The organism is Paenibacillus sp. RU5M (assembly GCF_900221055.1).
Classification (GTDB): Bacteria; Bacillota; Bacilli; order Paenibacillales; family Paenibacillaceae; genus Paenibacillus; species Paenibacillus marchantiae.
Genome location: NZ_OBQM01000001.1, coordinates 824,520 through 849,733 on the forward strand (window position 1 = coordinate 824,520; position 25,214 = coordinate 849,733).

General features: G+C 42.5%; 20 protein-coding genes. 14 read left to right on the plus strand and 6 right to left on the minus strand.

The window, feature by feature from the left end:
• The first annotated feature begins 71 nt into the window (after positions 1–71).
• The 3 genes from CRO25_RS03915 to CRO25_RS03925 all read left to right on the plus strand — a co-directional run bounded on the left by CRO25_RS03915 (position 72) and on the right by CRO25_RS03925 (position 4,900).
• Positions 72–1,763, plus strand: a complete 1,692-nt coding sequence (locus CRO25_RS03915) for an ABC transporter substrate-binding protein (protein ID WP_179132072.1) — start codon at positions 72–74, stop codon at positions 1,761–1,763.
• Positions 1,764–1,875: 112 nt separating this feature from the next.
• Positions 1,876–3,588 (plus strand): DUF4091 domain-containing protein, encoded by a 1,713-nt coding sequence (locus tag CRO25_RS03920; RefSeq protein WP_256337897.1) that lies wholly within the window; start codon positions 1,876–1,878, stop codon positions 3,586–3,588.
• A 40-nt stretch (positions 3,589–3,628) separates the two neighbouring features.
• On the plus strand, positions 3,629–4,900 hold the full coding sequence (locus tag CRO25_RS03925) for an alpha-L-fucosidase (RefSeq protein WP_079693862.1): 1,272 nt from the start codon (positions 3,629–3,631) through the stop codon (positions 4,898–4,900).
• Positions 4,901–4,995: 95 nt separating this feature from the next.
• Here CRO25_RS03925 and CRO25_RS03930 read toward each other — a convergent pair whose 3' ends face one another.
• The 3 genes from CRO25_RS03930 to CRO25_RS03940 all read right to left on the minus strand — a co-directional run bounded on the left by CRO25_RS03930 (position 4,996) and on the right by CRO25_RS03940 (position 8,848).
• On the minus strand, positions 4,996–7,296 hold the full coding sequence (locus tag CRO25_RS03930; RefSeq protein ID WP_079693861.1) for an MMPL family transporter: 2,301 nt from the start codon (positions 7,294–7,296) through the stop codon (positions 4,996–4,998).
• 47 nt (positions 7,297–7,343) lie between these two features.
• Entirely contained in the window at positions 7,344–7,964 is a 621-nt protein-coding gene (locus CRO25_RS03935; protein WP_063562732.1) for a TetR/AcrR family transcriptional regulator, read from the minus strand.
• Positions 7,965–8,242: 278 nt separating this feature from the next.
• Positions 8,243–8,848, minus strand: coding sequence for a TetR/AcrR family transcriptional regulator (locus CRO25_RS03940; protein WP_079693860.1), 606 nt, complete (start codon positions 8,846–8,848; stop codon positions 8,243–8,245).
• A gap of 177 nt (positions 8,849–9,025) precedes the next feature.
• Here CRO25_RS03940 and CRO25_RS03945 point away from each other — a divergent pair, with 177 nt between their 5' ends.
• The 6 genes from CRO25_RS03945 (at position 9,026) to eis (ending at position 16,388) form a co-directional block, all read left to right on the plus strand.
• A complete protein-coding gene (locus tag CRO25_RS03945; RefSeq protein ID WP_063562730.1) occupies positions 9,026–9,763 on the plus strand; it encodes an SDR family NAD(P)-dependent oxidoreductase in 738 nt (245 codons plus the stop codon).
• 179 nt (positions 9,764–9,942) lie between these two features.
• Positions 9,943–12,522: a glycosyl hydrolase gene (locus CRO25_RS03950; protein WP_079693859.1), complete on the plus strand. Its 2,580-nt coding sequence runs from the start codon at positions 9,943–9,945 to the stop codon at positions 12,520–12,522.
• 160 nt (positions 12,523–12,682) lie between these two features.
• Positions 12,683–13,120: a ribonuclease gene (locus CRO25_RS03955; RefSeq protein WP_063562722.1), complete on the plus strand. Its 438-nt coding sequence runs from the start codon at positions 12,683–12,685 to the stop codon at positions 13,118–13,120.
• Between the two features lie 15 nt (positions 13,121–13,135).
• Entirely contained in the window at positions 13,136–13,411 is a 276-nt protein-coding gene (locus tag CRO25_RS03960; RefSeq protein WP_063562721.1) for a barstar family protein, read from the plus strand.
• Positions 13,412–13,911: 500 nt separating this feature from the next.
• Complete coding sequence (locus CRO25_RS03965; RefSeq protein ID WP_079693858.1) at positions 13,912–15,087, plus strand: NAD(P)/FAD-dependent oxidoreductase; 1,176 nt, start codon at positions 13,912–13,914, stop codon at positions 15,085–15,087.
• An 86-nt stretch (positions 15,088–15,173) separates the two neighbouring features.
• Positions 15,174–16,388, plus strand: a complete 1,215-nt coding sequence (gene eis / locus CRO25_RS03970; RefSeq protein WP_079693857.1) for an enhanced intracellular survival protein Eis — start codon at positions 15,174–15,176, stop codon at positions 16,386–16,388.
• A 197-nt stretch (positions 16,389–16,585) separates the two neighbouring features.
• Here the strand turns inward: eis and dapA are convergent, their stop codons facing one another.
• Positions 16,586–17,482, minus strand: coding sequence for a 4-hydroxy-tetrahydrodipicolinate synthase (dapA, locus tag CRO25_RS03975; RefSeq protein ID WP_079693856.1), 897 nt, complete (start codon positions 17,480–17,482; stop codon positions 16,586–16,588).
• Positions 17,483–17,593: 111 nt separating this feature from the next.
• Here dapA and CRO25_RS03980 point away from each other — a divergent pair, with 111 nt between their 5' ends.
• Together CRO25_RS03980 and CRO25_RS03990 are read left to right on the plus strand one after the other, a co-directional pair.
• Complete coding sequence (locus CRO25_RS03980) at positions 17,594–18,466, plus strand: LysR family transcriptional regulator (RefSeq protein ID WP_072733217.1); 873 nt, start codon at positions 17,594–17,596, stop codon at positions 18,464–18,466.
• Positions 18,467–18,624: 158 nt separating this feature from the next.
• Positions 18,625–19,506, plus strand: coding sequence for a phosphotransferase family protein (locus CRO25_RS03990; protein ID WP_079693854.1), 882 nt, complete (start codon positions 18,625–18,627; stop codon positions 19,504–19,506).
• 17 nt (positions 19,507–19,523) lie between these two features.
• Here CRO25_RS03990 and CRO25_RS03995 read toward each other — a convergent pair whose 3' ends face one another.
• On the minus strand, positions 19,524–20,447 hold the full coding sequence (locus tag CRO25_RS03995) for a S9 family peptidase (protein ID WP_063562715.1): 924 nt from the start codon (positions 20,445–20,447) through the stop codon (positions 19,524–19,526).
• A gap of 15 nt (positions 20,448–20,462) precedes the next feature.
• Positions 20,463–21,575: a helix-turn-helix domain-containing protein gene (locus tag CRO25_RS04000; protein WP_079693853.1), complete on the minus strand. Its 1,113-nt coding sequence runs from the start codon at positions 21,573–21,575 to the stop codon at positions 20,463–20,465.
• A 528-nt stretch (positions 21,576–22,103) separates the two neighbouring features.
• Between CRO25_RS04000 and CRO25_RS04005 the strand changes: the two genes are divergently transcribed.
• The 3 genes from CRO25_RS04005 (at position 22,104) to CRO25_RS04015 (ending at position 25,213) form a co-directional block, all read left to right on the plus strand.
• On the plus strand, positions 22,104–22,373 hold the full coding sequence (locus CRO25_RS04005; protein WP_079693852.1) for a CD3324 family protein: 270 nt from the start codon (positions 22,104–22,106) through the stop codon (positions 22,371–22,373).
• A gap of 233 nt (positions 22,374–22,606) precedes the next feature.
• Positions 22,607–23,578, plus strand: a complete 972-nt coding sequence (locus tag CRO25_RS04010; protein ID WP_079693851.1) for an alpha/beta hydrolase — start codon at positions 22,607–22,609, stop codon at positions 23,576–23,578.
• A gap of 327 nt (positions 23,579–23,905) precedes the next feature.
• Positions 23,906–25,213 (plus strand): NtaA/DmoA family FMN-dependent monooxygenase, encoded by a 1,308-nt coding sequence (locus CRO25_RS04015; RefSeq protein ID WP_079693850.1) that lies wholly within the window; start codon positions 23,906–23,908, stop codon positions 25,211–25,213.
• Position 25,214 lies beyond the last annotated feature (1 nt).

Genomic DNA, 25,214 nt, shown 5'->3' on the forward strand with positions numbered 1-25,214 from the left:
AGGGGTTGAAGACCAGATAGAATGCTTCCGTAATTGAAATTAATGTTCGATAAATGGGAGGGGTCATAACTATGAAAACATGGAAAAAGTCATTCTCTTGCGTCCTCGGAGCTGCACTCTGTTTATCACTCGTCTTGAGCGCCTGTAGCGGGGATTCGAGCACAACTACGAATACACCTTCTGCGAGTGCACCAGAAGCAAGCGACGTGTTTACGCCCGTTGGAGAATATCCGATTGTCAATACGCCCATGACGATCAAAATGTTTGCTCCGCAGTACGCCGTCATAGAGAATATGGAAACCAATACATTCACGAAATACCTCCAGGACAAGACGAATATTCAAATAAAATGGGATCTTGTACCTGAAAAAGCACTAAACGACCGTAAACAATTGATGCTGGCAAGCGGTGATTATCCTGAAGTAATTTTGCATGGGACCTTAACCAAAGAAGAGCAGATGAAGTACGGCAAAGAGGGTGTGTTTATTCCACTGAACGACTTGATTGATAAATATGCGCCTAACTTCAAAAAAGCAATGGCTGAACTGCCGTACCTGGAAAGCTCTATCACTTCACCGGACGGCAACATATATGCACTTCCGCAAGTGAACGAGTGCTATCACTGCAACTATGCACAGAAGCTATGGATCAATCAGTCCTGGCTGGATAAGCTTGGGTTGAAGATGCCGTCAACAACGGACGAGTTTTATGAAGTGCTAAAAGCTTTTAAAGAAAATGATCCGAACGGTAATGGTATAAAAGACGAAATTCCGCTTACCGGCGCTGACGACATGTGGGCAGGGAACGTCGCTTCCTTCTTGATGAATTCGTTTATCATCGACGATCAGGTGGACAAAGACAACGGGACTTTTCTCCAGGTAAAGGACGGCAAAGTGGATTTCGTCGCCAATAAGGAAGAATGGAAGCAGGGATTATTGTACCTGAACAAGCTCTATACGGAAGGCCTGATCGATCCAGCATCATTCACACAGAACTCCGATGCCATCCAGCAGTTGGGCAACCGTCAAGACGCGAATGTGATTGGCAGCATTACAACCGCTCTAATCAGTTACGCCCACAGCCCAGATGACAAACACCCGCGTCATAAAGAGTATGTCACCGTGCCTCCCCTTAAAGGACCGAACGGTGTGCAGCAAGCAGGATACTTTGCGGGAGTAAGTGTGTCGCAAATGGCCATTACGAACAAAGCGACTGATGAACAGAAAATTGCCGCAATCCGTTTGGCCGACTATTTATATACAGAAGAAGCCATTGTGAATCAAGAGCATGGTCCAGAAGGTGAAGGATGGCGCAAAGCGGAGGATGGCGAGCTGGGTATGGACGGCAAACCGGCAACTTATGCAATTATTTCTGATGGTGAAACCAAAATTACGTATAATGATCGCTGGGATCAGCTTGGACCGTCCCTCCGCACATACCAGTATCGTGACTCATGGGCAGCTCTGCAGGATCCGCTTGCTGAAGGCGCTTACGAGGTTCGTCTGAAGCGTGAATCAGCCAAATATGAGCCGTTCCAATCGAAGGAGAATTATCCATCCAGCGTATTCATAGCATTGGAAGACACTCAGGTTGCGGCTCAACTAAAAACATCAATCCGAGATTACGTCAAGTCAAACATGGCTCAGTTCATTACGGGCAGCAAGGACATCGAGAAAGAATGGGATTCTTATGTAAAAGGTCTGGATGGTCTGCAGCTTGGTCAGTATATAGAAATTTACCAGAAGGCAATTGATACGAAATAATTCGAAATTTCCCCTAAATAATTCTACCTTCAAGTCTGACCTGGAGGAGGACCTGGAGGATTTCAGATTAGACTCGGAGGTGCAGTTTAAAGTGAACTGTGGTTTGCAAAACATGTTCTATAAGTATATGTGGTCGTCCAATTGGTGGAATCAGGGACGTGAAGACACGCAGGTGAAACACTTGGAACTTCGCTGCTGTAAAAATGACAGCGCCGCCTTCCAGGCATTGGTCAGCTCAGATCAAGAGGATATGCTCGTTACGATTAACCGGGATGCATTGTTATGGAAGGGCGGGCCGATCAAAATCGTGCGCTGTGAGGTGGAAACGGATGCTCCCTGCAAGATCGATCTTCAGCTAATCGGGTTAATTGAGGACGATAATCGCGTTATGACTTCAGATGTTCTGCTGGATGAACCCTATCAATGGCTTAGGAAGCGTCAGATCCAACCTTTGTGGGTGGAGCTTCATGCCGATGATTCCGTTGTAAGCGGTCAATATGAAGGCAAGCTGAAATTCTACACGCATACGATGTTCGAGGATGAGGTTTTGGAGAAAGAACTGACGTTTCGTTTAACGATCAGTGAACAAGTGCTGCCAGAGCCTCAAAATTATACTTTCGTTTTGGACTTGTGGCAGCATAACTGTAATATTGCAAGAAAATATGATGTTTCCTATTGGACCGATGAACATTTTACGCTTCTTGATTCGTATCTTCACAGCTTATCTCAGCTCGGACAAAAGGCGTTGACGCTTGTTGTTTCAGAGGAGCCATGGAGCGGACAACGATCATTTATCGATGCTGAGCCATCCGACTTGAATGAATACAGTATCGTTCAAATCGTGAGACGGAGCGACGGTCGATTTGACTATGATTTTACGCACTTGGATCGGTATGTTGAGATAGGAGAGAAGCACGGAATATGCAAAGAAATAGAAGTATTCGGCTTGATCAATATTTGGAAGCATGAGGATGAAGGGTTTGGGGGAGTTGTGGATGATTACCCCGATGCCATTCGCGTCCGCTATTATGATGAAGAAACCGGGAGCTATAAGTTTATCCGAAATAAATCAGATCTTAGCGCTTATGTAGTGGCATTAGAGCAGCATTTTATCTCGAAAAAGTGGATTGACCGCGTTCGTGTTGTTGCGGATGAACCGGCTGATATCTGCTTATTTGAGGAAAGTTTAGCATGCTTACGCGAGATGGCGCCATCATTCCTCTATAAAGCAGCAATCAATCATACCGAATTTATTCGTAAACATATTAAAGGAATCGTTGATTATGTGCCTGTGCTTGACTGTGCTGCAGAAGAGTATGAACAGCTAGAGCAGCTAAGAAAAGAAGTGAAGGGGACATTTACGTTTTACGTTTGCTGCTCGCCAGAGAAACCCAACACGTTCCTCAGTTCGCCGTCAATTGAGTCTCGGGTGATCCCTTGGCTCGCAGAAAAGCTGAAATTGGATGGCTTTCTACGGTGGAATTATACCGTGTGGCCCGATAAACCTCTGGAGAGGCTTTCCTATCGTCCTATGATTTGGAAGGCTGGGGATACCAATTTCGTTTACCCGGGAAAAAGGGGCAAACCGCTGCTTTCACTACGTTATAAGTGGCTGCAGCGAGGCATCCGCGATTATGAATATATGCAGATAGCAAAGCAGAATGGACAGGAAGAGCAGGTTGAAAAGATTCTCCAGCGAGTATTTCGATTCGATCATCCGAGAGAGCTTGCACCCTCCTCTGGCAAAACGGCCATGCAATTATACAGTTTTAATATCGAGGACTACGATCGATTATATGAGATTGAGAACGGACAAACAGAATGAACAGCTGTATTAAACAATGGGATGAGAAAGGTGTGATCATATGAATCTTGTTCAAAAATTAACGCCATCAGCCAAACAACTTGCTTTTCAAAAATGGGAATTTGGATTGTTTCTTCATTTCGGACTTCGCACCTTTTATGAAGGATATGTCGATTTCGATGAAAGGCAGATGGATCCGGCTGCTTTCAATCCTGTTGACTTAGACTGTGAGCAGTGGATCCGGTCGGCCAAAGAAGCCGGAATGAACTATGCTGTGTTAACTGCGAAGCACCATGACGGCTTTTCCAATTGGCCTTCCGACTACAGTCGATTTAGTGTGGCGGCTTCTCAGTGGAAGGGTGGGCAAGGGGATGTCATACGCGAATTTGTTGATGCTTGCCGAAAATATGATATGAAACCAGGCTTGTACTATTCACCGTATGATGGTTCAGCTGACTTTTACACCCAAGATGCGAAGGCCTACGACGATTATTTCGTCAATCAAATCACAGAGTTGCTCACGCAATATGGCGACATCGATATTCTGTGGTTTGACGGTTGTGGCTCTGAGGCACATTCATATGATTGGAAACGTATTATTGATGAAATTCGCCGCTTGCAGCCTCATATTTTAATTTTTAATATGGGTGACCCCGACTTTCGGTGGGTTGGGAATGAGGATGGTATTGCACCTATTCCATGCTGGAATGAAGTTGACTCAACGGAGTTTTCAATTATGACGGAAAAGAAAGAGCAATTGCTTGAACACCTATGGCTGCCAGCGGAATGTGACGTCCAAATAAGGGGAGATTGGTTTTATAGCGATAGCAATGAACTTACCCTGAAAAGTACGGAAGAACTTATGGGCATTTATTATCATTCCGTTGGCCGGGGTGCAAACCTGCTCCTGAATATTGGACCGAATCGCAACGGTCTGCTTCCGGAGAAAGATGTAGAGAGACTGTTGGAATTCGGTTCGGAAATTCGCCGTTTCGAACGTCCATTTGCAACAATTGAGCAATGCAGAAGATCTGAAAAATCGTGGGTTTACGAGACAGAGGTGCCCCAGTTAATCGACCACGTTATCATCCAAGAGGATCTTACATCTGGTGAAAATATACGAAGCTTCAAGATTGACATCATTACTCAAAAGTCAAGACGACCTGTGACCATTTATGAAGGGCAGCATATAGGTCATAAGGCAATTATTCGTATCCCTGCGATCAAAATTCGGGGTGTTATTGTTGAAATCACCGAAAGTGACCAAGAGGCAGTACTTCAGGAACTAAGCTTCCATCATGTTGGTGGCGGAACTCCAGATCCATTAAGCTAAATTAATATGAAAAAAAATAAGAAACAGTAACCAGAACGTGGTCGCTGTTTCTTATTTTTCATCCAAAGGAATTCAAATCTAAATAATTTGCCGCATCAAGACTTGTGATGTTCGTTATCTTTAGCATTGAGTGAAGCAATCAGTTTCTCGCCTTCGACATCAAGGTTTGGCAGAATACGGTCCAGCCATTTCGGAAGCGCCCACGCTTTATTCCCGAAAATAGCCATGATGGCCGGGACCAATCCCATTCGAATAATGAAGGCATCGATCAAGATTCCTACAGCTAACGTAAATCCAATTTGTTTGATCATGACATCATCCGTGAAAATAAACCCTGCAAAAACAGAAACCATAATTACAGCGGCTCCAACTACGACACGACTCACTTGTTTGTACCCGTGAACGACGGATTCAGTCCCCCGATGACCATGAACATACGATTCCCGCATGGAGCTGACAAGGAAAACCTGATAATCCATTGCGAGTCCATAAAGGATACCCGTAACAATGATCGGCATAAAGCTTAGCAGCGGACCACCTGTATCGAAGCCGAAGAGAGAGTGGAGCCAGCCCCACTGAAACACAGCTGTCGTGATTCCGAACGTAGCAAGAATACTAAGAAGAAAGCCGATGGTTGCTTTGATTGGCACGATGATTGAACGAAATACCAAGAGTAGAATGATAAGGGACAACAGAATAATAATTCCTACATATACAGGGAATACCTCTGCCAGCTTAGTCGACATATCGATATTTACGGCAGTGAATCCGGTAACTCCAAGTTTAACGTCATACGTCTGTGCAATACTCGACTCAGAAGAACGTAAATCATTTACCAGGTTTTTGGTGGTTTTATCATTAGGGCCAGTTTCAGGAATCAGACTAAAAATAGCCATATCCTCAGTCATGCCTAAAGGTGAAACCTGCGCAACATTCTTTTGACTTTGAAGCTCTTTCACAAGATTACCTACGAGTTCGGGAGAGACCTGCGTTGAAGAATCCTTGGGCTCGGCGACCAGAATAAGTGGTCCGTTAAAGCCTTCTCCAAAGCCTTCGGAAATTGCTTCATAACTTTGTCTTGCAGTCGTGTCCAGATTCGCTGAAGCAGCTCCAGGAATGCCCATCTCCATTTTTGTAATCGGAATTGCTGCGACACCAAGAAGTACGATGATGGCGACAATTGTGGCCCAACGATACTTGATAACGAATTTAACCCATCTGTCAGCTGCGCCTCGACCAGCCGCTTTGTTAGACTTGGCGCTTTTCTCACGAGCTTTAGGCGAACAGATACGCTCACCCACCAACCCGAGCAGCGCCGGTAAAAGGGTTAAGGCCACAAATACGTTGATGAGCACGGTTGCAGCAGCTACCAACGCCATTGTCGATAAGAACGTAAGACCGATTACTAGCATACCGCATAGAGCTACGATAACCGTCAAACCTGCAAAAAATACAGCACTGCCCGATGTACCAATAGCTCTGGCAGCAGCTTCTTGTGCACTCAGACGTTGATCAATAATCATCCGGCGTTGACGATTTACAATAAATAGAGCGTAATCGATTCCAACTGCTAGTCCAACCATAAGAGCCAAAACCGAAGTGACACTAGGCATTTCAATGAATTTGGAAATGGAGAATGCTCCGCCCACTCCGATGCCGACACCAAGAAGTGCAGTTACAAGAGGCAGTCCTGCCGCTACAACGGACCCAAGTGTGGCCAGCAAAACAACCGCGGCAATAACAAGTCCAACGATTTCGGCGGATCCTACACCGATGGATACGGTTTTTAGTGTTTCGCCTGGTAGGACCGTAATATTGGTTCCTTTCTCAACAGTCATGACGGAATCTATTACGGAGTCAAAAACATCCTGCGTGATAGCAGACTGCTCAATGGTAAACTGAAATTGGAACAAAGCGATTCTGCCGTCGGGAGAGAGAAGAACACCCGGCACAGGAACACCATCCACCATCAGAGGACCATAGGAGGGAGCAGCCACTGTTGCAGACTGCTCTGTATTGGAAGCCTGAGCCATCTCAGCAGTTGATCCGCTGGCTTCAGCAGCATAATCTGCAGGGTTAATCACATCTTTTATCCCGTAAACATCATTAACACCCTTTGTGATTGCTGCCAATCGTTCTGGCGTATCTAGACGCTCGTTTGGAGGTGCTTCAAACACAACACTCCCTTGACCGCCTGAGGCCGCAGGTAATTCTTTGGCTAACTGGTCCAGAACTTTTTGAGATTCTGTGCCTTCAATCTTCATTTCGGAACTGATATGCACACCATTCACACTGATCATCGAGACGACAATTCCTAAAATTAAAATCCATCCGAGTATAAAGTACCCCGGTTTGCGAAAAGCGGTTTTCCCCACTCTATATAATAATGTAGACATATCTTTGTTTTACACTCCCTCTATGGTGAATATGGATTGCTGCTGTATTAGAATCCTTTGCGCAAGTGACCAAACATGTTTTCTAAAAACTCATCGAACGATACAGCCCCAGTTCTTTGGTGGTCACTTATGTTTTGTCCTGGTAACAGCACATTAAGTCTTCCGTCAATTAATGGAAGAATGGTTCCGTAGGCCGCGTTAATAAGTAGATAAGTATATACCTCGTCATCATTCCCGTTTGATAAGTCTAATAATGTCTCTTGAGCAGTCGTCTGCATTTGGTGTACTACTCCAAGGAAATGCGGTTCGAGAACAGGATATTTTTGGGAAAGTAACAGAAGTTCACGCAATCTTCCTATAAGGTCTGCTGTAAGCTGCATCTGGATTAGTTGATACAAAATGTCAAGCAAAGAGGCATTTGGTGGAATTTTGGTGATCAAATTCTCAAACTCAGTTGTGTTATTAACTGAAGTAGCTCCAATGGCTACTGCTTCTTCCTTGCATGTGAAATAGTTTGCGAAAGTTCTTCTGGAATAACCGGCTTTTTGCACGATATCTTCGACAACAAAACCGTCCAACCCATGTTCAAGTGCTAGTTCAAATGCTGTAGTCGCTAGCGCTTTTTCAGTAGCTTCTTTTTTTAAATGTCGCAGGGTTTGCTTGGCCATCAGATACGTACACCTCCACATGCATGCTTCTGGAGAAAATAACTCTCTCGATAGTAGATTGTTTTCATTTGGTATTCACTCAACTCCCTAGTATTTACTCGAAATTATCATAACTTTAATTTGCTCATTGTGCAAATTTACTCAAGAGGCAAATTTATAGATAAGAAAATTGAGAAATAATCATTCAATAAATTCCATAAGAAAAAGAGGGGGAAAGACAAAAAAAGACAAAGAGTGGAGGATACGATTCCTCTTCTTTGTCTCTAAATGAAATTTAACTAATTGTCCCCCACATAATGAAAAGAATGAATATGTGTTTTAGATAGTTCGATTACGTTCTTGATAAACATATCACGTGATTCACGAAAATCGCTTAATATCCAATTGTTCAATATTCCAAAAAAACCGTAAGCCGTATAGTACTTAAAATACTCCATGTTAACGGGGGAATCGTTGATCGTCTCGAAGATAAACTGCTCCTCATAGATTTTCAGGATTGTCTGAGGAAAACCTGTATGCAGACCAGGTAACGTATCACCATATCGAATCAGTTCGAAGAAGTCTCGGTTTTCATAGATATAATCGATGATTTGAAAGGATTCAAAATTAAGCTTGTTGGTGTAGACCTTTTGACCATGCGAATATGGCTTGCCTACGGCGAGTCTCAAACCTTCGAGCTTCGTATTCAACAATTCTTCGGCGAGCACGAATTTATCTTGGTAGTGTAAGTAAAAAGTACTGCGATTATAACCTGCCTGATCAACGATGTCTTTGACAGAGATGGCATGATAGCCTTTTTTCTTAATGAGTTGGATCAGAGCGCTTTTAAGATGCTTTTCTGTTCGATTGCGCTGTTGAGATTTCAAAATTTGTTCATCATTCATACATAAAAACTCCTATAAAAATAGACATTGTTTCACCAAGTGTCTATGTAGTAGACATATCATCGTATCTTAATGATTGGATTGTTACAATTTTAAGCATACAATTATGTTTGTAAACGTCATATAGCACATATGCAAATAGGTGCTATTCAAAATAGTATACTGGAGGATTTAATCATGGGCAAACTTCAAGACAAAGTGGCAATTATTACGGGAGGGGCATCCGGAATCGGCGCAGCGACAGCACGCTTATTCGTTTCAGAAGGAGCCAAAGTGGTCTTGGTGGACCTGAATGAAGAAAAAGGTAAGGCGTTTGAGCAAGAACTGAAAGCGCTTAAAGCTGACGCTCTGTTTATTAAAGCGAACATCACGAGTGAGCAAGAGGTTGCTGAGATTTTCAAAAAAACCGTAGAGGTTTTCGGTAAAGTGGATATCGTATTTAACAATGCAGGAATCGGGCGTGTTCATCCTTCGCATGAGCTTGAATATGCTGAATGGCGCAATACGGTGAATGTAGATCTGGACGGCGTATTCTTGGTCGCGCGTGAAGCAATCCGAGAAATGCTCAAAATTGGCGGAGGGACTATCGTCAACACGGCTTCCATGTACGGATGGGTTGGTTCACCTGGTTCTGCAGCCTACAATGCAGCAAAAGGTGGCGTTGTGAATCTGACTCGTTCACTCGCGCTGGAGTATGCTGAGAAAAATATTCGGGTGAACGCACTTTGCCCAGGCTTCATCGATACACCGATTATTCCAGAAGAGAGCAAACAGGCTCTTTCTTCGGCAACACCAATGAAGCGGCTTGGTCAAGCAGATGAAATGGCCAAAGCCGTACTGTTCCTAGCTAGCGACGATTCATCCTATATGACAGGAAATAGTCTAATCGTGGATGGTGGATACACCGCCCAATAAGAGGATTAAATTTTCCGAAAATGAATGGATGAACATATTGAAAGCCGCAAATTGCGGCTTTTTTTCGTCCATATATTTGCAAAACTTGATACATATGCTATGTTTACAATGAAAGCGCCATCATGAGTAAACAGAGGGATCATTCTTTATCATATTTTAAAAAGGGAAGGAAGATGATGATGATGATTTTGCTCAAAAAGACAGGCGTATTAATGCTGGCATTGACTCTGCTTCTTGGATTGATGACAGTACCCGTTCATGCAGATTCACCACTTTTTACGATCGAAAGCGAAAACGCTTTACTTTCCTCCGATCTTCAAGTGACGACAGAAATTTACGGACAACCCAAGCCCGGATTTTCTGGAAGTGGATTTGTCTGGATGCAGAATTCCGGCACGATAACCTTCACTGTGACTGTCCCCGAAACAGGCATGTATGCAATTTCCACCCGATACATGCAGGAGCTTAGTGCTGACGGCCGACTTCAATATTTATCCGTTAATGGCGTTACCAAGGGCTCGTATATGCTGCCATACACAACAACATGGTCTGATTTCAATTTTGGTTATCAGAAGCTGAATCAAGGAAGTAACACGATTCAATTGAAGGCTGGTTGGGGCTTCGCTTATTTTGACACCTTCACTGTGGACTATGCCAATCTTGATCCCCTGGATGTTCAGCCTGTCCTTACTGATTCCCAAGCCACACCGGAAACACAACTTCTGATGAATTATTTAACGGAGGTTTATGGCAATCATATTATCTCAGGTCAACAGGAGATATACGGTGGTGGAAACGATGGCAATACGGAGTTGGAGTTTGATTGGATTCATAATTTAACCGGAAAGTATCCGGCTATCCGTGGATTTGATTTTATGAACTATAATCCGCTCTACGGATGGGAAGACGGCACAACCGATCGAATGATCGATTGGGTGAATAATCGGGATGGAATTGCGACAGCTTCCTGGCATATTAATGTACCCCGAAATTTCACGACCTACCAGCTTGGTGACCATGTGGATTGGAAAGAGGCTACTTATAAACCAACAGAAACCAATTTTAATACAGCCAACGCCGTAATTCCTGGTACGAAAGAATATCTATACGTAATGAGTACGATTGATGATCTGGCGGAACAACTGTTGATTCTGCAAGATAACAATGTGCCCGTTCTTTTCCGTCCTTATCATGAGGCGGAGGGCAACGGTGGGTTAAATGGAGAAGGCGCCTGGTTCTGGTGGGCTTCCGCAGGTGCAGATGTGTACAAACAACTGTGGGATATGCTCTACACTGAACTTACAGAGACATACGGTTTGCACAACTTGATTTGGACTTACAACAGCTACGTATATAACACTTCTCCTGCATGGTACCCTGGTGACGATCAGGTAGATATTGTCGGTTATGATAAATACAATACGATCTACAACCGCACTGACGGGTTGTCCGGCGTACCGAATGAGGATGCCATTACCTCGATCTTCTATCAACTGGTTGATTTAACGGGCGGCAAGAAAATGGTGGCCATGACGGAGAATGATACCGTCCCAAGTGTACAGAATCTGACAGAGGAAAAATCAGGATGGCTCTACTTCTGCCCGTGGTACGGCGAGCATCTCATGAGTTCATCCTTTAATTATCCGGCAACTCTGAAAACGCTTTATCAAAGCGATTATGTCATTACGCTGGATGAACTGCCTAATTTGAAGGTTAACAATCCAACATCAAACGCGTCCCTCACACCTACAACCGTTGAATTTGACAAACACACGCCCAATCCAAGCGACAAGGCCATAACCGTGAACTTTAACGGTAATACGTTAACCGGTCTACGGATAGGTACCTCTGCATTGACTGCAAATCAGGATTATACGTTAAGCGGAAGTACGTTACTGCTGAAAAAAGAATTCTTAGCCGGACTGCCGGTTGGCGAACATTCCATCGTTTTTGATTTTAATCAAGGGCAAGATCCTGTATTAAAAGTTAAAATTGTTGATTCAACACCAAGCACAAGCGCTGTAATTTCGCCCGTGAATGCAACATTTGATAAAGCAGCGAATCTAGCACAGGATGTTTCCTTGACTCTTACCTTAAACGGAAGACAGCTTACAAGCATAACGAATGGGAATTATACACTTGTATCAGGCCAGGATTATACGGCATCAAGCAATGCCATCGTTCTGCGCAAATCCTACCTTTCCACGCTGCCGCTAAGCCAAAATACGATAACGTTTCATTTTAATGGAGGAAATAACGCTGTTCTAACAGTAAACGTAGTGGACAGCAGTGTTTCTGTACCCTCTGGGAATTTGACGATCCAAGCCTTTAACGGCAATACAAGTGCGTCCACCAACGGAATCTCACCTAAATTCAAAGTGGTCAATACCGGTAATTCGGCGATTCAGTTAAGTGATGTAAAGCTCCGGTATTACTATACGATCGACGGGGAAGAAGCACAGAGTTTTTGGTCTGACTGGGCCAGTATCGGAAGTGCAAATGTAACCAGCAAATTCGTTAAATTGGCAACGCCAGTTGCCGGAGCGGATTATGTTTTGGAAGTTGGTTTTACGAGTTCTGCCGGAACGCTTAATGCCGGACAAAGCGCAGAAATTCAAGCACGGTTCTCCAAAAATAACTGGTCCAATTACAACCAGGCTAACGATTACTCGTTTAAGGCATCGAGTACTCAGTTCGCAAACCATGAACAGGTTACCGGCTATATCAACGGTCAACTGGTTTGGGGAATTGAGCCGTAAGCAGGCAAGCATAGTAAAGGTTGGAGCGGGGATATCCCTGCTCCAGCCTTTTTCTGTTGGGATGGCTGAAAGCCGCGAGAAACGAATATAAAGAGGAGTATACGAAAGGAACATGTTATGATAGGGAGGATGCTAATTTTTCAGAAGGAGATCAAAATCAATGGTTGTAAAAAAGTGGTTAGGTGCTTTACTTTTTATTCTGGCGACCATCCTGTTTACAGGCTGCTCACTCGAAACGGTTTCATTAAATGGCTCATCTCAAGAGAATGCAACTCTAACGCAATTTGATGAAGTAGCCAAGTATATTTCGGAGCATAATGAACTCCCGGAAAATTATATAACCAAGAAAGAAGCTAGAGAATTAGGATGGGAGCCTAGTAAAGGTAATTTGGAAAAAGTGGCTCCAGGCAAAAGCATTGGCGGTGACGTATTTCAAAATCGAGAAGGGCTGTTGCCCAAGAAAAAAGGAAGGACTTGGTACGAAGCAGATATTAACTATTCGGGAGGAACGCGGGGCAGTGATCGGATTTTATACTCCAATGATGGATTAATCTATAAAACAACCGATCATTATCGTACGTTCGAGCAAATCGAATAGAGAAAGGGTGATCATATGAAGACAGTAGTCATCAATGGAAAGGACATTCATGGAAAAGAAGAGTTACATGATGTCCTTCAGACCAGTCTTGAGTTAGGTCAAACGTATGGGCGGAATTTGGACGCATTATGGGATTGCCTAACTGGATTTCTTCCTATGCCACTTACCATTCAGTGGATTGATTTTGAGGCAAGTCGGAAGTCTCTTGGAGAGTACGCAGATCAGTTGTTGGATCTGATGCATGAAGCTGAAGAAGAGCTGGAAGGATTTACATTGGACTTAAAAAATTAATTACTTGGTGCGAGGCAATAAGATGGATCCATTGAAAGTCGCTATTTTAGCGGCTTTTTTTTGTTTTGTTGGTACGAAATCTTGTCCCAAATGAGAAGATCAACACATGTCTGGATTTTTTATAAGCAGAAGACATAATGTGTTTTAAACGGATTGTGAATAGCATTTTCGTTCATGTAATTTAGTTAACTAGTTTACAATAAAATAGATTATAATTTGAAATATTTTATGATCACATGAGTAGCATTTAAATTGGATAAAGGAACCATAGCGATAATTTTATCAACTTCAGATCGAATGTGTAGACAAAATGCCCATTTCGCTTAATCCTAGCATGACTTTTTCAAACAAAAGTTAGTATTCTAAGATATAGATATTATCACGTTAACATTTGACAATGATAATCTTTATCAATTATTATTGTTTACAGGTAAATAATAATACGTTTGATGGTATTTCATTTATCTTAACTATTAATATGATTGAAGGGAGATTTTCGTATGTCAAATAAAAATGCCCGTATTGCTATCATTGGTGGAGGTCCTTCCGGATTAACGCTTGCTCGAATTCTGCAGCAAAATGGAATGAAAGCTACTGTATATGAGCGTGAACCATCCTCCAACTCTCGTCAACAAGGCGGCACACTTGATATGCATCCTGAGTCAGGTCAATATGCATTGGAGGTAGCTGGACTGATACAAGAATTCGAAGTGAATGCTCGTTATGAAGGCCAGGACTTACGGCTTCTGGATAAAACCGGAAAAGTCTATTGGGACGAAATATCAGGTCCCGAAGATAACCATAGACCTGAGATAGATCGTGGCGTACTTCGCAAATTGTTATTGGATTCTATTGAACCAAACACAATAAAATGGGGCCATCACCTAAAAAGTATAAATTCACTAGAAAACGGTCAGCTTGAGTTGCATTTTGAGAATGAGCACACAGAACTTGTTGATCTTGTTGTTGGTGCTGACGGTGCCTTTTCAAGAGTTCGCGAGTTTCTCTCGGATGTGCAGCCGATCTATACGGGAATAAGCGCGGTTGAGATGGGGATATCAAATGTTGATGAAATTCACCAGGATTTAGCTGAATTCAACGGGAAAGGGAGTATGTTTGCATTCCAAGATCAAAAAGCGATTATGGCTCAGCTTAATGGTGACGGCCGCATCCGAGTTTATTTGGCTTTCAGGATTGAAAAAGAATGGCTGGATAATTGCGGTATTAAATTTGAACAACCAACAATGGCAAAAGAATCTCTGCTCCAATTATTATCCGATTGGAGTGATGACTTGAAAAATTACATTCGCTATTCTGATGGCGAGATGTTGCCTCGTAGAATCTATATGTTGCCAATCGACCACAGCTGGAAGCATAAGGACGGGGTCACTCTCATAGGAGATTCTGCGCATTTAATGTCTCCATTTGCAGGAAAAGGAGCGAATATTGCCATGCTTGATGCAGCTGAGTTAGGCTTATCTCTTGCTAATCACAGCGATCTAAAAACGGCTTTAGAGCACTACGAGAAAAAAATGTTTGCATATAGCTCTAAAGCAACACTGGAGTCAGATATGAATCTTAAGCTCAGCTTCTCACATAATGCAGCACATAAGTTTCTGGATATTATCCTTAGAGATTCGACAGGGAAACTTAGAGAGGTAAAAACAAGATCTTAATAATTATCTTGATCTAGATCAGAGCCAGCATTATTCTGCAGCAATTGGTAAATAATATAATTTAAAACCAAGGGAGAATAACTGGCATGCATCGTAAGCAAAATTTAAAAATGAAAAAAGTAGACTTATCACATTTAGAACAATATAGTCAACTGTTACGCTATGTATTTCAGGTCACTCATAATGATCTTCACAAACATGGCTGGAAAGAAAGCGAAATTCTCCATGAAAAATCACCTGTCTTACAACAAGCAGATGTACTTGGATGGTTCGATGGAGAAAAACTGATTTCTCAGGTATCCATATATCCATTTGAAGTTCGAATATTTAACGAAACATACGCTATGGGTGGCGTCACTGGTGTGGGGACTTTTCCTGAATATTCGGGTCAAGGTTTAATGAATAAACTGCTGCTGCAAGCTCTCACCAATATGCGTGAACAGAAACAATCCATTTCTTACTTGTATCCTTACTCCATACCGTATTATCGCCGTAAAGGATGGGAGATCATTTCTGATAAAATCGTGTTTGAGGTTCAAGACTTCCAATTGCCCAAAAACAAACCTGTTCCTGGCGATGTGGCACGTGTCGAACCCGACAGCGAAGATGTGAAGGTGGCTTATGAACGCTTTTCAATGCAAACCCATGGAGCCATGCTGCGGAAAGAACTTGCGTGGAGTGAGTATTGGCGATGGGATTCAGATGATTTAACTGCAGCTGTCTATTATGGAGAAGACGGTCAACCGGATGGCTACATTTTATATTGGATTGAAGAAGAAGTGTTCCACGTCAAAGATATGATCTTCATTCATGAAGAGGCACGAAGTGGACTGTGGAATTTCATTAGTGCACATTTTTCAATGATATCTAAAGTGGTAGGCAATATTCATACCGATGAACAGCTTGCCTTTTTGCTGGAAGATGCGGATATTAAGGAAACCATTTCGCCTTACTTTATGGCACGGATCGTGGACATTGAGCAATTTATCTCAAAATATCCGTTCAAACCCGCAGCGATGGATAGAGAGTGGACGTTTACGTTGCAAGATCCTTTGCTGTCATGGAATCAAGGCACATTTACTCTACAGATTGAACCGAATGGAAGCGGAAGAGTAATTCGGAGTCAAAGTCGACGTAGTGAAGATAGCATAAGTATCCAAACCATGACGACCATGTTGTTAGGTTATAAGCGTCCTGAGTATTTGCATAAGATTGGCCGTATTAAATGTGATCCAGAAACGCTTGATTTGTTAGAAGATGCTATTGAGCAGCAGGCGCCTTACTTTTCGGATTACTTTTAATATTCAAAGTAATGATCAGCATTCCCTGATGAATGATGAATTGGCAATATCTCGTTCTCCGTCTGGAGACCTCTGTTTAAAATTAAAACAACCAGTATAGATGTTATCCATACTGGTTGTTTTTTGATTTTCATTCCATGATGTCTCAATAAATCAGACTGGATATATACATAAATCGTAGCAAGATATGCGCTTGTTTAAGAAGGTACGACCATCTCTGCGAGTGTATCCGACAACCTTTGTTTTGCTTTTTCCGATGCGACAGTCAGCGGCAGACGCAGTTTTGCAGAAGCAATCAGCTGTTGCTGAGCCAGCCACCATTTGATCGAGGCTGGAGCAGGCTCTGCAAACACGTCACTAATCAGCGGTTGCAGTTGCTTAAAGCTGTCTCTTGATGCATTCACGTCACCAGATACAAAGCGTTGATACACGTCCACATACCGTTGGGTATGAATATTGGCAGAGGCCACCATCCCACCTGCGGCACCTTGACATAGCATCGCATGGAAATACGCATCCTCGCCGCAAAGTACAGGCTTCGTCTCATATTGGGTTAGCGCGAGCAGCAGATCCAAACCGCCAGTGCTGTCCTTCAGGCCAATAACCCCATCCAGATCCATGACTTTTCTCATTGTATCCAAGGTCATGCGACTACCGGTTCGAGCCGGAATCTCATAGACTAGAATCGGCAATCCTGTCCGGGATGCGTTGGAGAAATGCTCTAGAATTCCTTCTTGCGTCGGTCTGTTGTAATAAGGAGTGACCACCAGAGCAGCATCTGCTCCTAATTCAGCGGCCATTTCGGTCCGATGAACCGTCGAATAGGTGTCATTCGTTCCTGTTCCCACGACGAGGGGGATGGATTTGTTCAGACTTATCAAAATCTCTTTCGTTACTTCGACCATTAGCTTTACTTCATCCCAGGAGACAGTCGGAGATTCTCCAGTCGTGCCGTTTACGACCAATCCCTGAATGTCGTGTTTGGCAAGATGGGTAACATATTTGCGATACGATTCAATGTCGAGTTTGTTGTCGTCCGAAAAAGGGGCAATTACCGGTATATAAATTCCTTGAACATGTTGTTCGTTCATCATAATCAACTACCTCTTCCCGTTATATTGAAACTAATGTAACATAGGAACCAGCATCACAGTTACCTATAACAAATGATAGTTGTCATCAATATTTTCGATGAGGTGAGCAAGTTGGATTTAATCTATCTTCAGACGTTCAGAGAAGTCGCAATTCGCGAGAGCTTCACCAGAGCCGCAGAGGTGCTGGGTTATGCACAATCCAGTGTTACTACGCAAATTCAGAAGCTGGAAAAAGCATATCAAGTCAAACTGTTTGAACGCTATAGCAATAACAAGATTCGTCTGACTTCTGCCGGGGAAGAGCTGTTCAAGCTTGCCGGACAGATGTTGGAATTGTTTGAGCAGTCCAAGGAAAAAATGGCGAAGCAGGGTGGTGGCTCCTTAACGATCGGTACGATGGACTCTATCGCTTCTTACTTTTTACCTCCATATATGCAAGCCACCCGTAAGGAATACCCGGATCTAAACATACGACTGCATACGAATCGTGAGGGGTTGATTTTACATCAGGTTAGGGAGGGTGAAGCTGATATTGGGCTTATTCTCGCAGATGATTCGAGCGATCCGGCTTTGCAGTGGATTACCATTCGCCAAGAACCGCTTTTGCTGATCGTCCATCCGCAGCATCCGCTGATCGCCAAAACGCAGATTGAATTGAATGATCTAAAGGATATGGAATGGATTATGCCTGAAGATACCTGTAATTACAGGCAGCTGCTTGAAAGAGTGCTTCGCGCAAATTCAATCCCTTATCGGATCGGTCTGGAACTTGGCAATCCGGAAGCGATCAAAAGAAGTATTAAGTCAGGTGAGGGTATTTCGATTCTGCCGCAAATGGCTGTAATGGAAGAAATCGAGCGGGGGGAGCTGAAAGTGTTACCCCTTGAACATGCAGAGCTTCAACTCGAAATTCAGCTCGTTCTTCATCCGAAGAAGTGGGTATCCAACGCACTGCACGATTTCATGGAAAGCTTGAAAAAGTAAAGAATTGATCGCTGTTTAGCAGCATTATATCCGCTTTTTCTGTAATTTCTTTAGCCAACTCCAGGATAAATATGTTAATATAAGAGCCCATAAAATCAGCGAGCCACATCAAAAGGGCTCGCTGATTTATATTAGAACGCAAATAAAGGAGGTGCCACATGAGTTCCATTCTAAACGTTATAGAAAAGCTGAAATTGAATGTCTTGAATATTGAAAATGTTCCGGAATCATTTAGTTCTGATGTATATAAACTTACTCTTCTTAGTGGAGAAGACGTATATGTTAAGATTCCATATAACAAGGATAAGCTATTTCGCGAATTTCAGATGCTTGAAATATTGAAGGACGTCATACCTGTTCCTAAGGTATTGGACATTTGGTATGGGGATGAAAGTAATACTGGAGCATTGCTTCTCTCTGCAATTCAAGGGGTGCCTTGTACAGAAAATATGGATGAAAAGCTATCTTTTCAAATGGGTGTATATCATGCAATGCTTCATGAGGTAAAAACTCCAGGATATGGATACCATTCAAACGATGGATTTAATATTCTTGACCAAAATAATTGGAGACTACATATCAAAAATAATTTTGAAAAGTGGAAAGAGCCCTGCAAAGAGCTCCTCGAACCAGCATTGTATGAACGATGTATTCTTCATTTTGATGGCGTGTTCTCTGCTTTACCTGATCCTGACGGACCCTGTTTTGTACATATGGATTTTCGACCTGGAAATATATTGGTGAATGGTAACAAGGTTACTGGCATTATTGATTTTGAGAGTGCTCGGGGTGGCTCCTCTGAAATAGACTTTACTAAAATCAATAGATATATTTGGGAAGTAAACCCGAGAACGAAGTCCCCGTACTTCGAAGGTTATCAAACCATTCGGAACATGTTAAATCTCGAAATCGTATTGCCGTTTTATAATTTCTATGATGCTTTCAGTGCCGTTGTTTGGTGTAAAAACAGAGGAGTTGAAAGAAATCAATCGTTCCTTCAGGAAAGTATAGAAGTATTGAAGAAATCAGTCAGTTACTGATTATTGATGGCTTTTTCCTAAATTGAATGAATCCATTCGGAAATGTCATTGATCACGTTCTTATCTACATGCTGTGCAACTTTGTACTCTTTTTTCATTTTTAATATTTCTCCATAAACAGCTGGCATAAATAAATGATTTAAGTTGGGATAAAGTTTAAACGTTACGTTTGGTTTTTCACCCAATAGGTCTTTGTAAACCTTAAAATCTTTGTCTACGGATACATGGAAATCTTGATCTCCTTGCAAAATGAGTACGGGTTTATCTAATACGTTAAGGTAATTAATGGAGGGATGTTCTCCCATCTCTTTGAAGTAGAAGGCTCTAGAATATTTCCCCAAAACCACAGTTGATTTCGCTTCTTCATCACTTAATTTATAAATTTTATCAAACTTAGCTGATAGTGCTGCTATTTGTTTCTTCGCAATCATTTTCAAAAACTTATTTAATGAGTCTAAAACATCGTTGTTTTGATCCATTAGAATCTCTTCTAACTTGCGTGGAGACCCACCCATAATAATGATCCCAGCAAAATGTCCACCTTCTGCATCAATTCGTGGAGCTAACATCCCGCCTAAACTATGACCTATAATGAATATTTGGTTGGTATCAATACGTGGGTCTTTGCGCAATAAATCTGCTGCGAGGATAGCATCTTCAATCGTTTCTTCTTTAACAGATAAGCCGGTATCGTTTTTCATTTCTTTTCCATAGACGAATGTTCTTTTGTCATATCGCAGCACGGCGATTCCTTTGTCTGACAACCCTTCTGCGAGGTCTTTAAAAGGGAAGTTATTCCCCACCTTTTCATCCATATCTGCAGGGCCAGAGCCATGTACTAGTACCACTGCCGGAACTTTTGATGAGCAATCCTCCGGCAGTGACAAAATTCCATTTAGAGGATAATTCGTTTCTTTGCCAATGATTAGTTTTTCGTTCATTCCCATAACCTCCAATTAACATTTTTCTTCTAAAAAATGATTCATTTTCTGAACTAGTCGTTGATATTCGGGAACTTCACGTAAAGAATCGAATGCTGGATTCATCAGCACATCCCTCATCATGCTATTCTTTATAACCTGCTCGCTGCGGGGAGCGGCGACGTCGAAATCTTTCAGCCACGGATCAATCAGATCAAAAAAGGAATCTCCACGGAGCTCAAAAGGAAAGAATCCTTCCACGCAGGTTTCCACATATTTTTCAAGTAGTTCAATCGATTTTTCGGGTGATTTGTTCACGCAATATAGATGAGCGCCTAGTGCGTAAAGCAGAATGACATTGTTGGGATTTAGCCGTTTCATATCAAAAATCCGTGCAAATTCGGACGCTCTCAGAAAAGCTTCCTCGGCTTTTTCAATATGTTCAATATTTAATTGCAGGACGTTCAGTAGCCCTTGAAAGACTGCCATTACGTGCTGATACAGTTCAACCTGCAAGGTTTCTTTGGCTTTGCCGATGTTGCCCATAAGCTGATATGCCTGTGAAATTAACACGCCCTTTGGCATCACGGGCCGGACAGTCTCCCCAAGTAAATCTAAGACAGGCTGAGGGCTCCTTAACGCAAGATGACAAACCGACTGATACAAAATCGCATCGTTGGAAAGGTGCATATCGCCACTTTCGCCCTGAATCCGTTCACACAGGGTCACGCTTTCGTTAAGAAGAGTCTCTTTTTGCTCTTGTGTTCTCGCCAGCGTGAAGTGATTTGTGTACAGCTTAACCATTTGCAATAAAAGCGGAAAGCAGGCGTAATATTTTTTGATGATCGCCGTACATTCAGCGATTACCTCATCAAAAGGAAGGGCAGCAAAATCATTGGCCAGTCGGGTGTAAAGCTTTGCGATGTCCGACTGCTCCATTTGCGGGGAATAACCCATCAATTCATCAATGCTAATGTTAAAATAGGCCGCAAGCCGTGGTAGAAATGTAATGTCAGGATAGCTTTGTCCCGTTTCCCACTTGGAAACAGACGCTTTGGAAACACCGATAAATGCAGCAACCGCATCCTGTGTTAATCCTTTTTCTCTGCGTTTTGCTACAAGGATCGATGCTAAATTAATTTCGTTCATTAACGTCACCTCTGCTTATGATTATACGGTTTATAAAATCAACTCCCAAGCGACTTGTCGTTGACTTGTGTTAAAAAAATCAACCATTGGGAAACTTGATAGGTAAGGGTATCTTTGACGTTACTTAATCCGTCCATACAAATGGCGATTACTCAGTATTATCAAAAAATTCAGAAGCCGCAACCAAGTTATGGTTTAGTCCACACAATCCTCCAAATGCGAAGGAGTTTATTACATTCGACATCGATACACGTAAGGTTAAGTTAATCAAATATATCCATAGGAGCGACTAACTATTGTTCATGAGATGGTCCGAAGTAATTAGAAATATGCTATACTGGCAACGTAAAAGGGAGGTGCTTTACTGATGGAGAATCTGTTAAGATTGTCTGTGACTTGCTTCACTTGTGCAAAGCCAGTATTGGAGAAGCGTTACTTTGCATGGGGTTAAATCTTTTCTAACGCTAAATAAGCTTATCTAATATTTTGGCTTTGCACCTTATTTTCAGAAATAAGGAGTGAAGCAGAGTGAAATATACAAACGCTAAAAAAATATTGCCCGAAAAGTTAATAATAATGATTCAAGAGTATGTCCAGGGAGAGACGATTTACATCCCAAAACAGGAAAAGGAATATAATCATTGGGGAAGTTTGAGTGGCGGAAGGCAATGGTTAGATCACCGAAATGCCACTATTAGACAAGCCTTTAAGAGTAATAGCAGCATTGAGCAACTTGCTAAGGACTACTTTCTCTCTGTTGAAACCATTAAGAAAATTGTTTATTCCAAAAATAAGTAGTACACGGCACTGATGAAGAAATTCATCAGTGTTTTTTATGTCAAAAACGATTCTAACTTATTGTTTTCATTTAAATAGCTTATTGCACTCTTTACAATAGGATTAGGCAGAAGAGGAGTCGATACAGTGAGAGAAAATGTAACTTTTGATCTGGATTCAAATCGGGAATACTGGACCATTGGAGAGAGCAGTACTTCATTGGACATAATTAAGAGAGCGAGGAAACAGTAAATATGAATGAACCAAAAAGCAGAAGCAGACATCTGATCGATCAGGAGATAATAAGTGCAATTGATTTAATACCAGCCACCGATCTTTCCGCTGCCACACTAATGGAAGCACGGAAAAGTCAAACAAAAATGATGCAGCAAATCGATGTAACGCAGCTGTTTCCAGTCACATTCGAAGAAAGGGCGGTGCCAAGTTATTTTGGCGGTCCTGATATTCGTATCGAAATTATTAAACCCCGCCAACCAAAGAACAGTAAGTTGCCGTTATATTATTCGATTCATGGTGGGGGAATGGTTATGGGCAGTCCGGTCGGTGAACGCCAAAGCAATGCGGCACTGGCTGTGCAACATGGTTTTTGCTGTGTATCTGTTTACTATCGGCTAGCGCCAGAACATATTCAGCCAAGTCAATTACAGGATTGTTATTCCGGCCTGAAATGGTGCATCGAGCATGCCGAGGAATTAGGGATAGATACCGAAAAAGTCGCTCTTGCAGGCAGCAGCGCCGGTAGTGGATTAGCAGCGGGGTTAGCCCTGTACATTCGCGACCAGAAGGAATTCGACATCCATCATCTAAGACTGCGCAGCCCAATGCTCGATGACCGTACAAGTATTTTGCCAGACCATCCTTATGCCGGCGAGTTTGTTTGGACCAAAAAAAGCAATTATTTCGGCTGGAAATCTGTCTTAGGTCACGAACCCGGACAAGAGGAAACAAGTGAATATTACGTGCCAGCGCGTGCAAAATCTCTTGCCGGTTTACCTCCCACTTATATGAGCATAGGCAGCATTGATTTGTTCATAGATGAAACCTTATTATTTGCCAAACAACTTGCCTTTGACGGTGTTTTGATCGAATTGCAAGTACTTCCTGGATATCATCATTTGGCGCCAATGTTTCCGAATGCACATTTTTCTCAAATAGGTGCCACCTCTAGTGAGTATGCCTTGTTGAAAGCTCTGGAGTTACTTTGATTATAAGACTAATTTAGAGGTCGAATCGGAACCGAGACAATAGGGTGGAAGCAGTACAAATGACACAAGTTAGAGTGTTGAAAGATAAAGTCGCATTGATGCGGCTTTTTTTGTTTTGTCGTGGGGCAAGAACCAGACCTTTTGCCGTCCAACCATAGTTTAGATAATTGTGCATATCGAATTTGTAACTTGTGTATTTAAATTTGCTTGAATCCTTGCTAAACTTTGTTTTGATAATGAGAATCATTATTATTTGGTGGGGGCAAAATTTGTCCGGAGGGCTTTCTAGAGCAAAACAATGATAAGAAATAAGAAAGGTTGGTAGAAATGACTTCAAACAGACAACTATGTATTGGATTGTCCTTAAATGCAACATGGAATAAAGGTGACGGTTGGCGGCACCCGGATAGCGGAGTAGAGCAGACAGGAACCATTGACTATTATATTCATTGGGCAAAAATGGCGGAGAACTCTAAGCTCGATTTTCTTTTCAGAGCTGATTATCTGTATATTAGCCCGCAGATGTTAGGCGATTCTTCCAATTTCGGCAGCACAGATCCTACTTTGTTTTTTGCAGCAATAGCTCGTGAAACCAACCGCATCGGACTCGTTACGACCATTTCTACCACGTTTAATCCGCCTTATGTTGTTGCCCGGCAGCTTCAGTCCTTAAACTGGCTAAGTAATGGGCGTGCCGGGTGGAATATTGTCACTTCTATTGAAGGCGCCGATAATTTCGGGAATTCGCCAATGCCATCACCGGAAGAACGGTATGCAAAGGCAATAGAATTTACGGAAGTGGTATGCAAGCTTTGGGATAGTTTTCCGAATGAGGCTATTGTTATTGACCGTGAGTCAGGCATGTTTTCAGATAAGGAAAAAGTGACTGCTATTCATCATTCCGGTGAATTTTTCAATGTAAAAGGGCCACTCACTTTACCTTCTCATCCATCGGGAACCATTCCTCTGTTTCAAGCTGGTGCTTCGGATATTGGACGGAATTTTGCTTCTTCCGTAGCGGATGCTATTTTTGCGGCAATGCCGGATCTTGAATCGGGCGTGGAATTGCGAAGTGATTTGAGAAAAAGAGCTGTAGAACATGGGCGCGATCCGAACACGATTAAAGTTTTGCCGGGGTTATTTTTTTTCCTGGCCGATACGCACGAAGAAGCGCTTGAATTACATAAGGCTGCTCATGCCCATTTAAGTCTTGAGCGCAGACACGGATCTTTGAAATCGTTGATGGGTCTTGATTTAAGCAGTTTCCCCTTAGATCAACGCGTAACCGAGGATATGCTGCCTGATCCTGATCAGGCTGTTCGCAGTCGCACACATGCTGAGCTGTTGCGCCGTTATATTACAAAATATCAGCCTACAGTAAAAGATATCCTGAATCGGCCTGAGGTTGTCGGATCTGCCCATTGGGTATCTGTGGGAACAGTCGAGACTGTAATGAATGATATTATTGAGCGGGTTGAGGCTGGTGCTATTGATGGATTCATCGCCCTGCCAGGCGGTTCAGAAAAATCGATGGAAATATTTTTTGAAAAGCTGATTCCAAAGTTAGTTGAAAGAGGTCTGTTCAGAAGTGAATATACCGGGGAAACGTTGCGAGATCATTTAGGAAATTCATAAA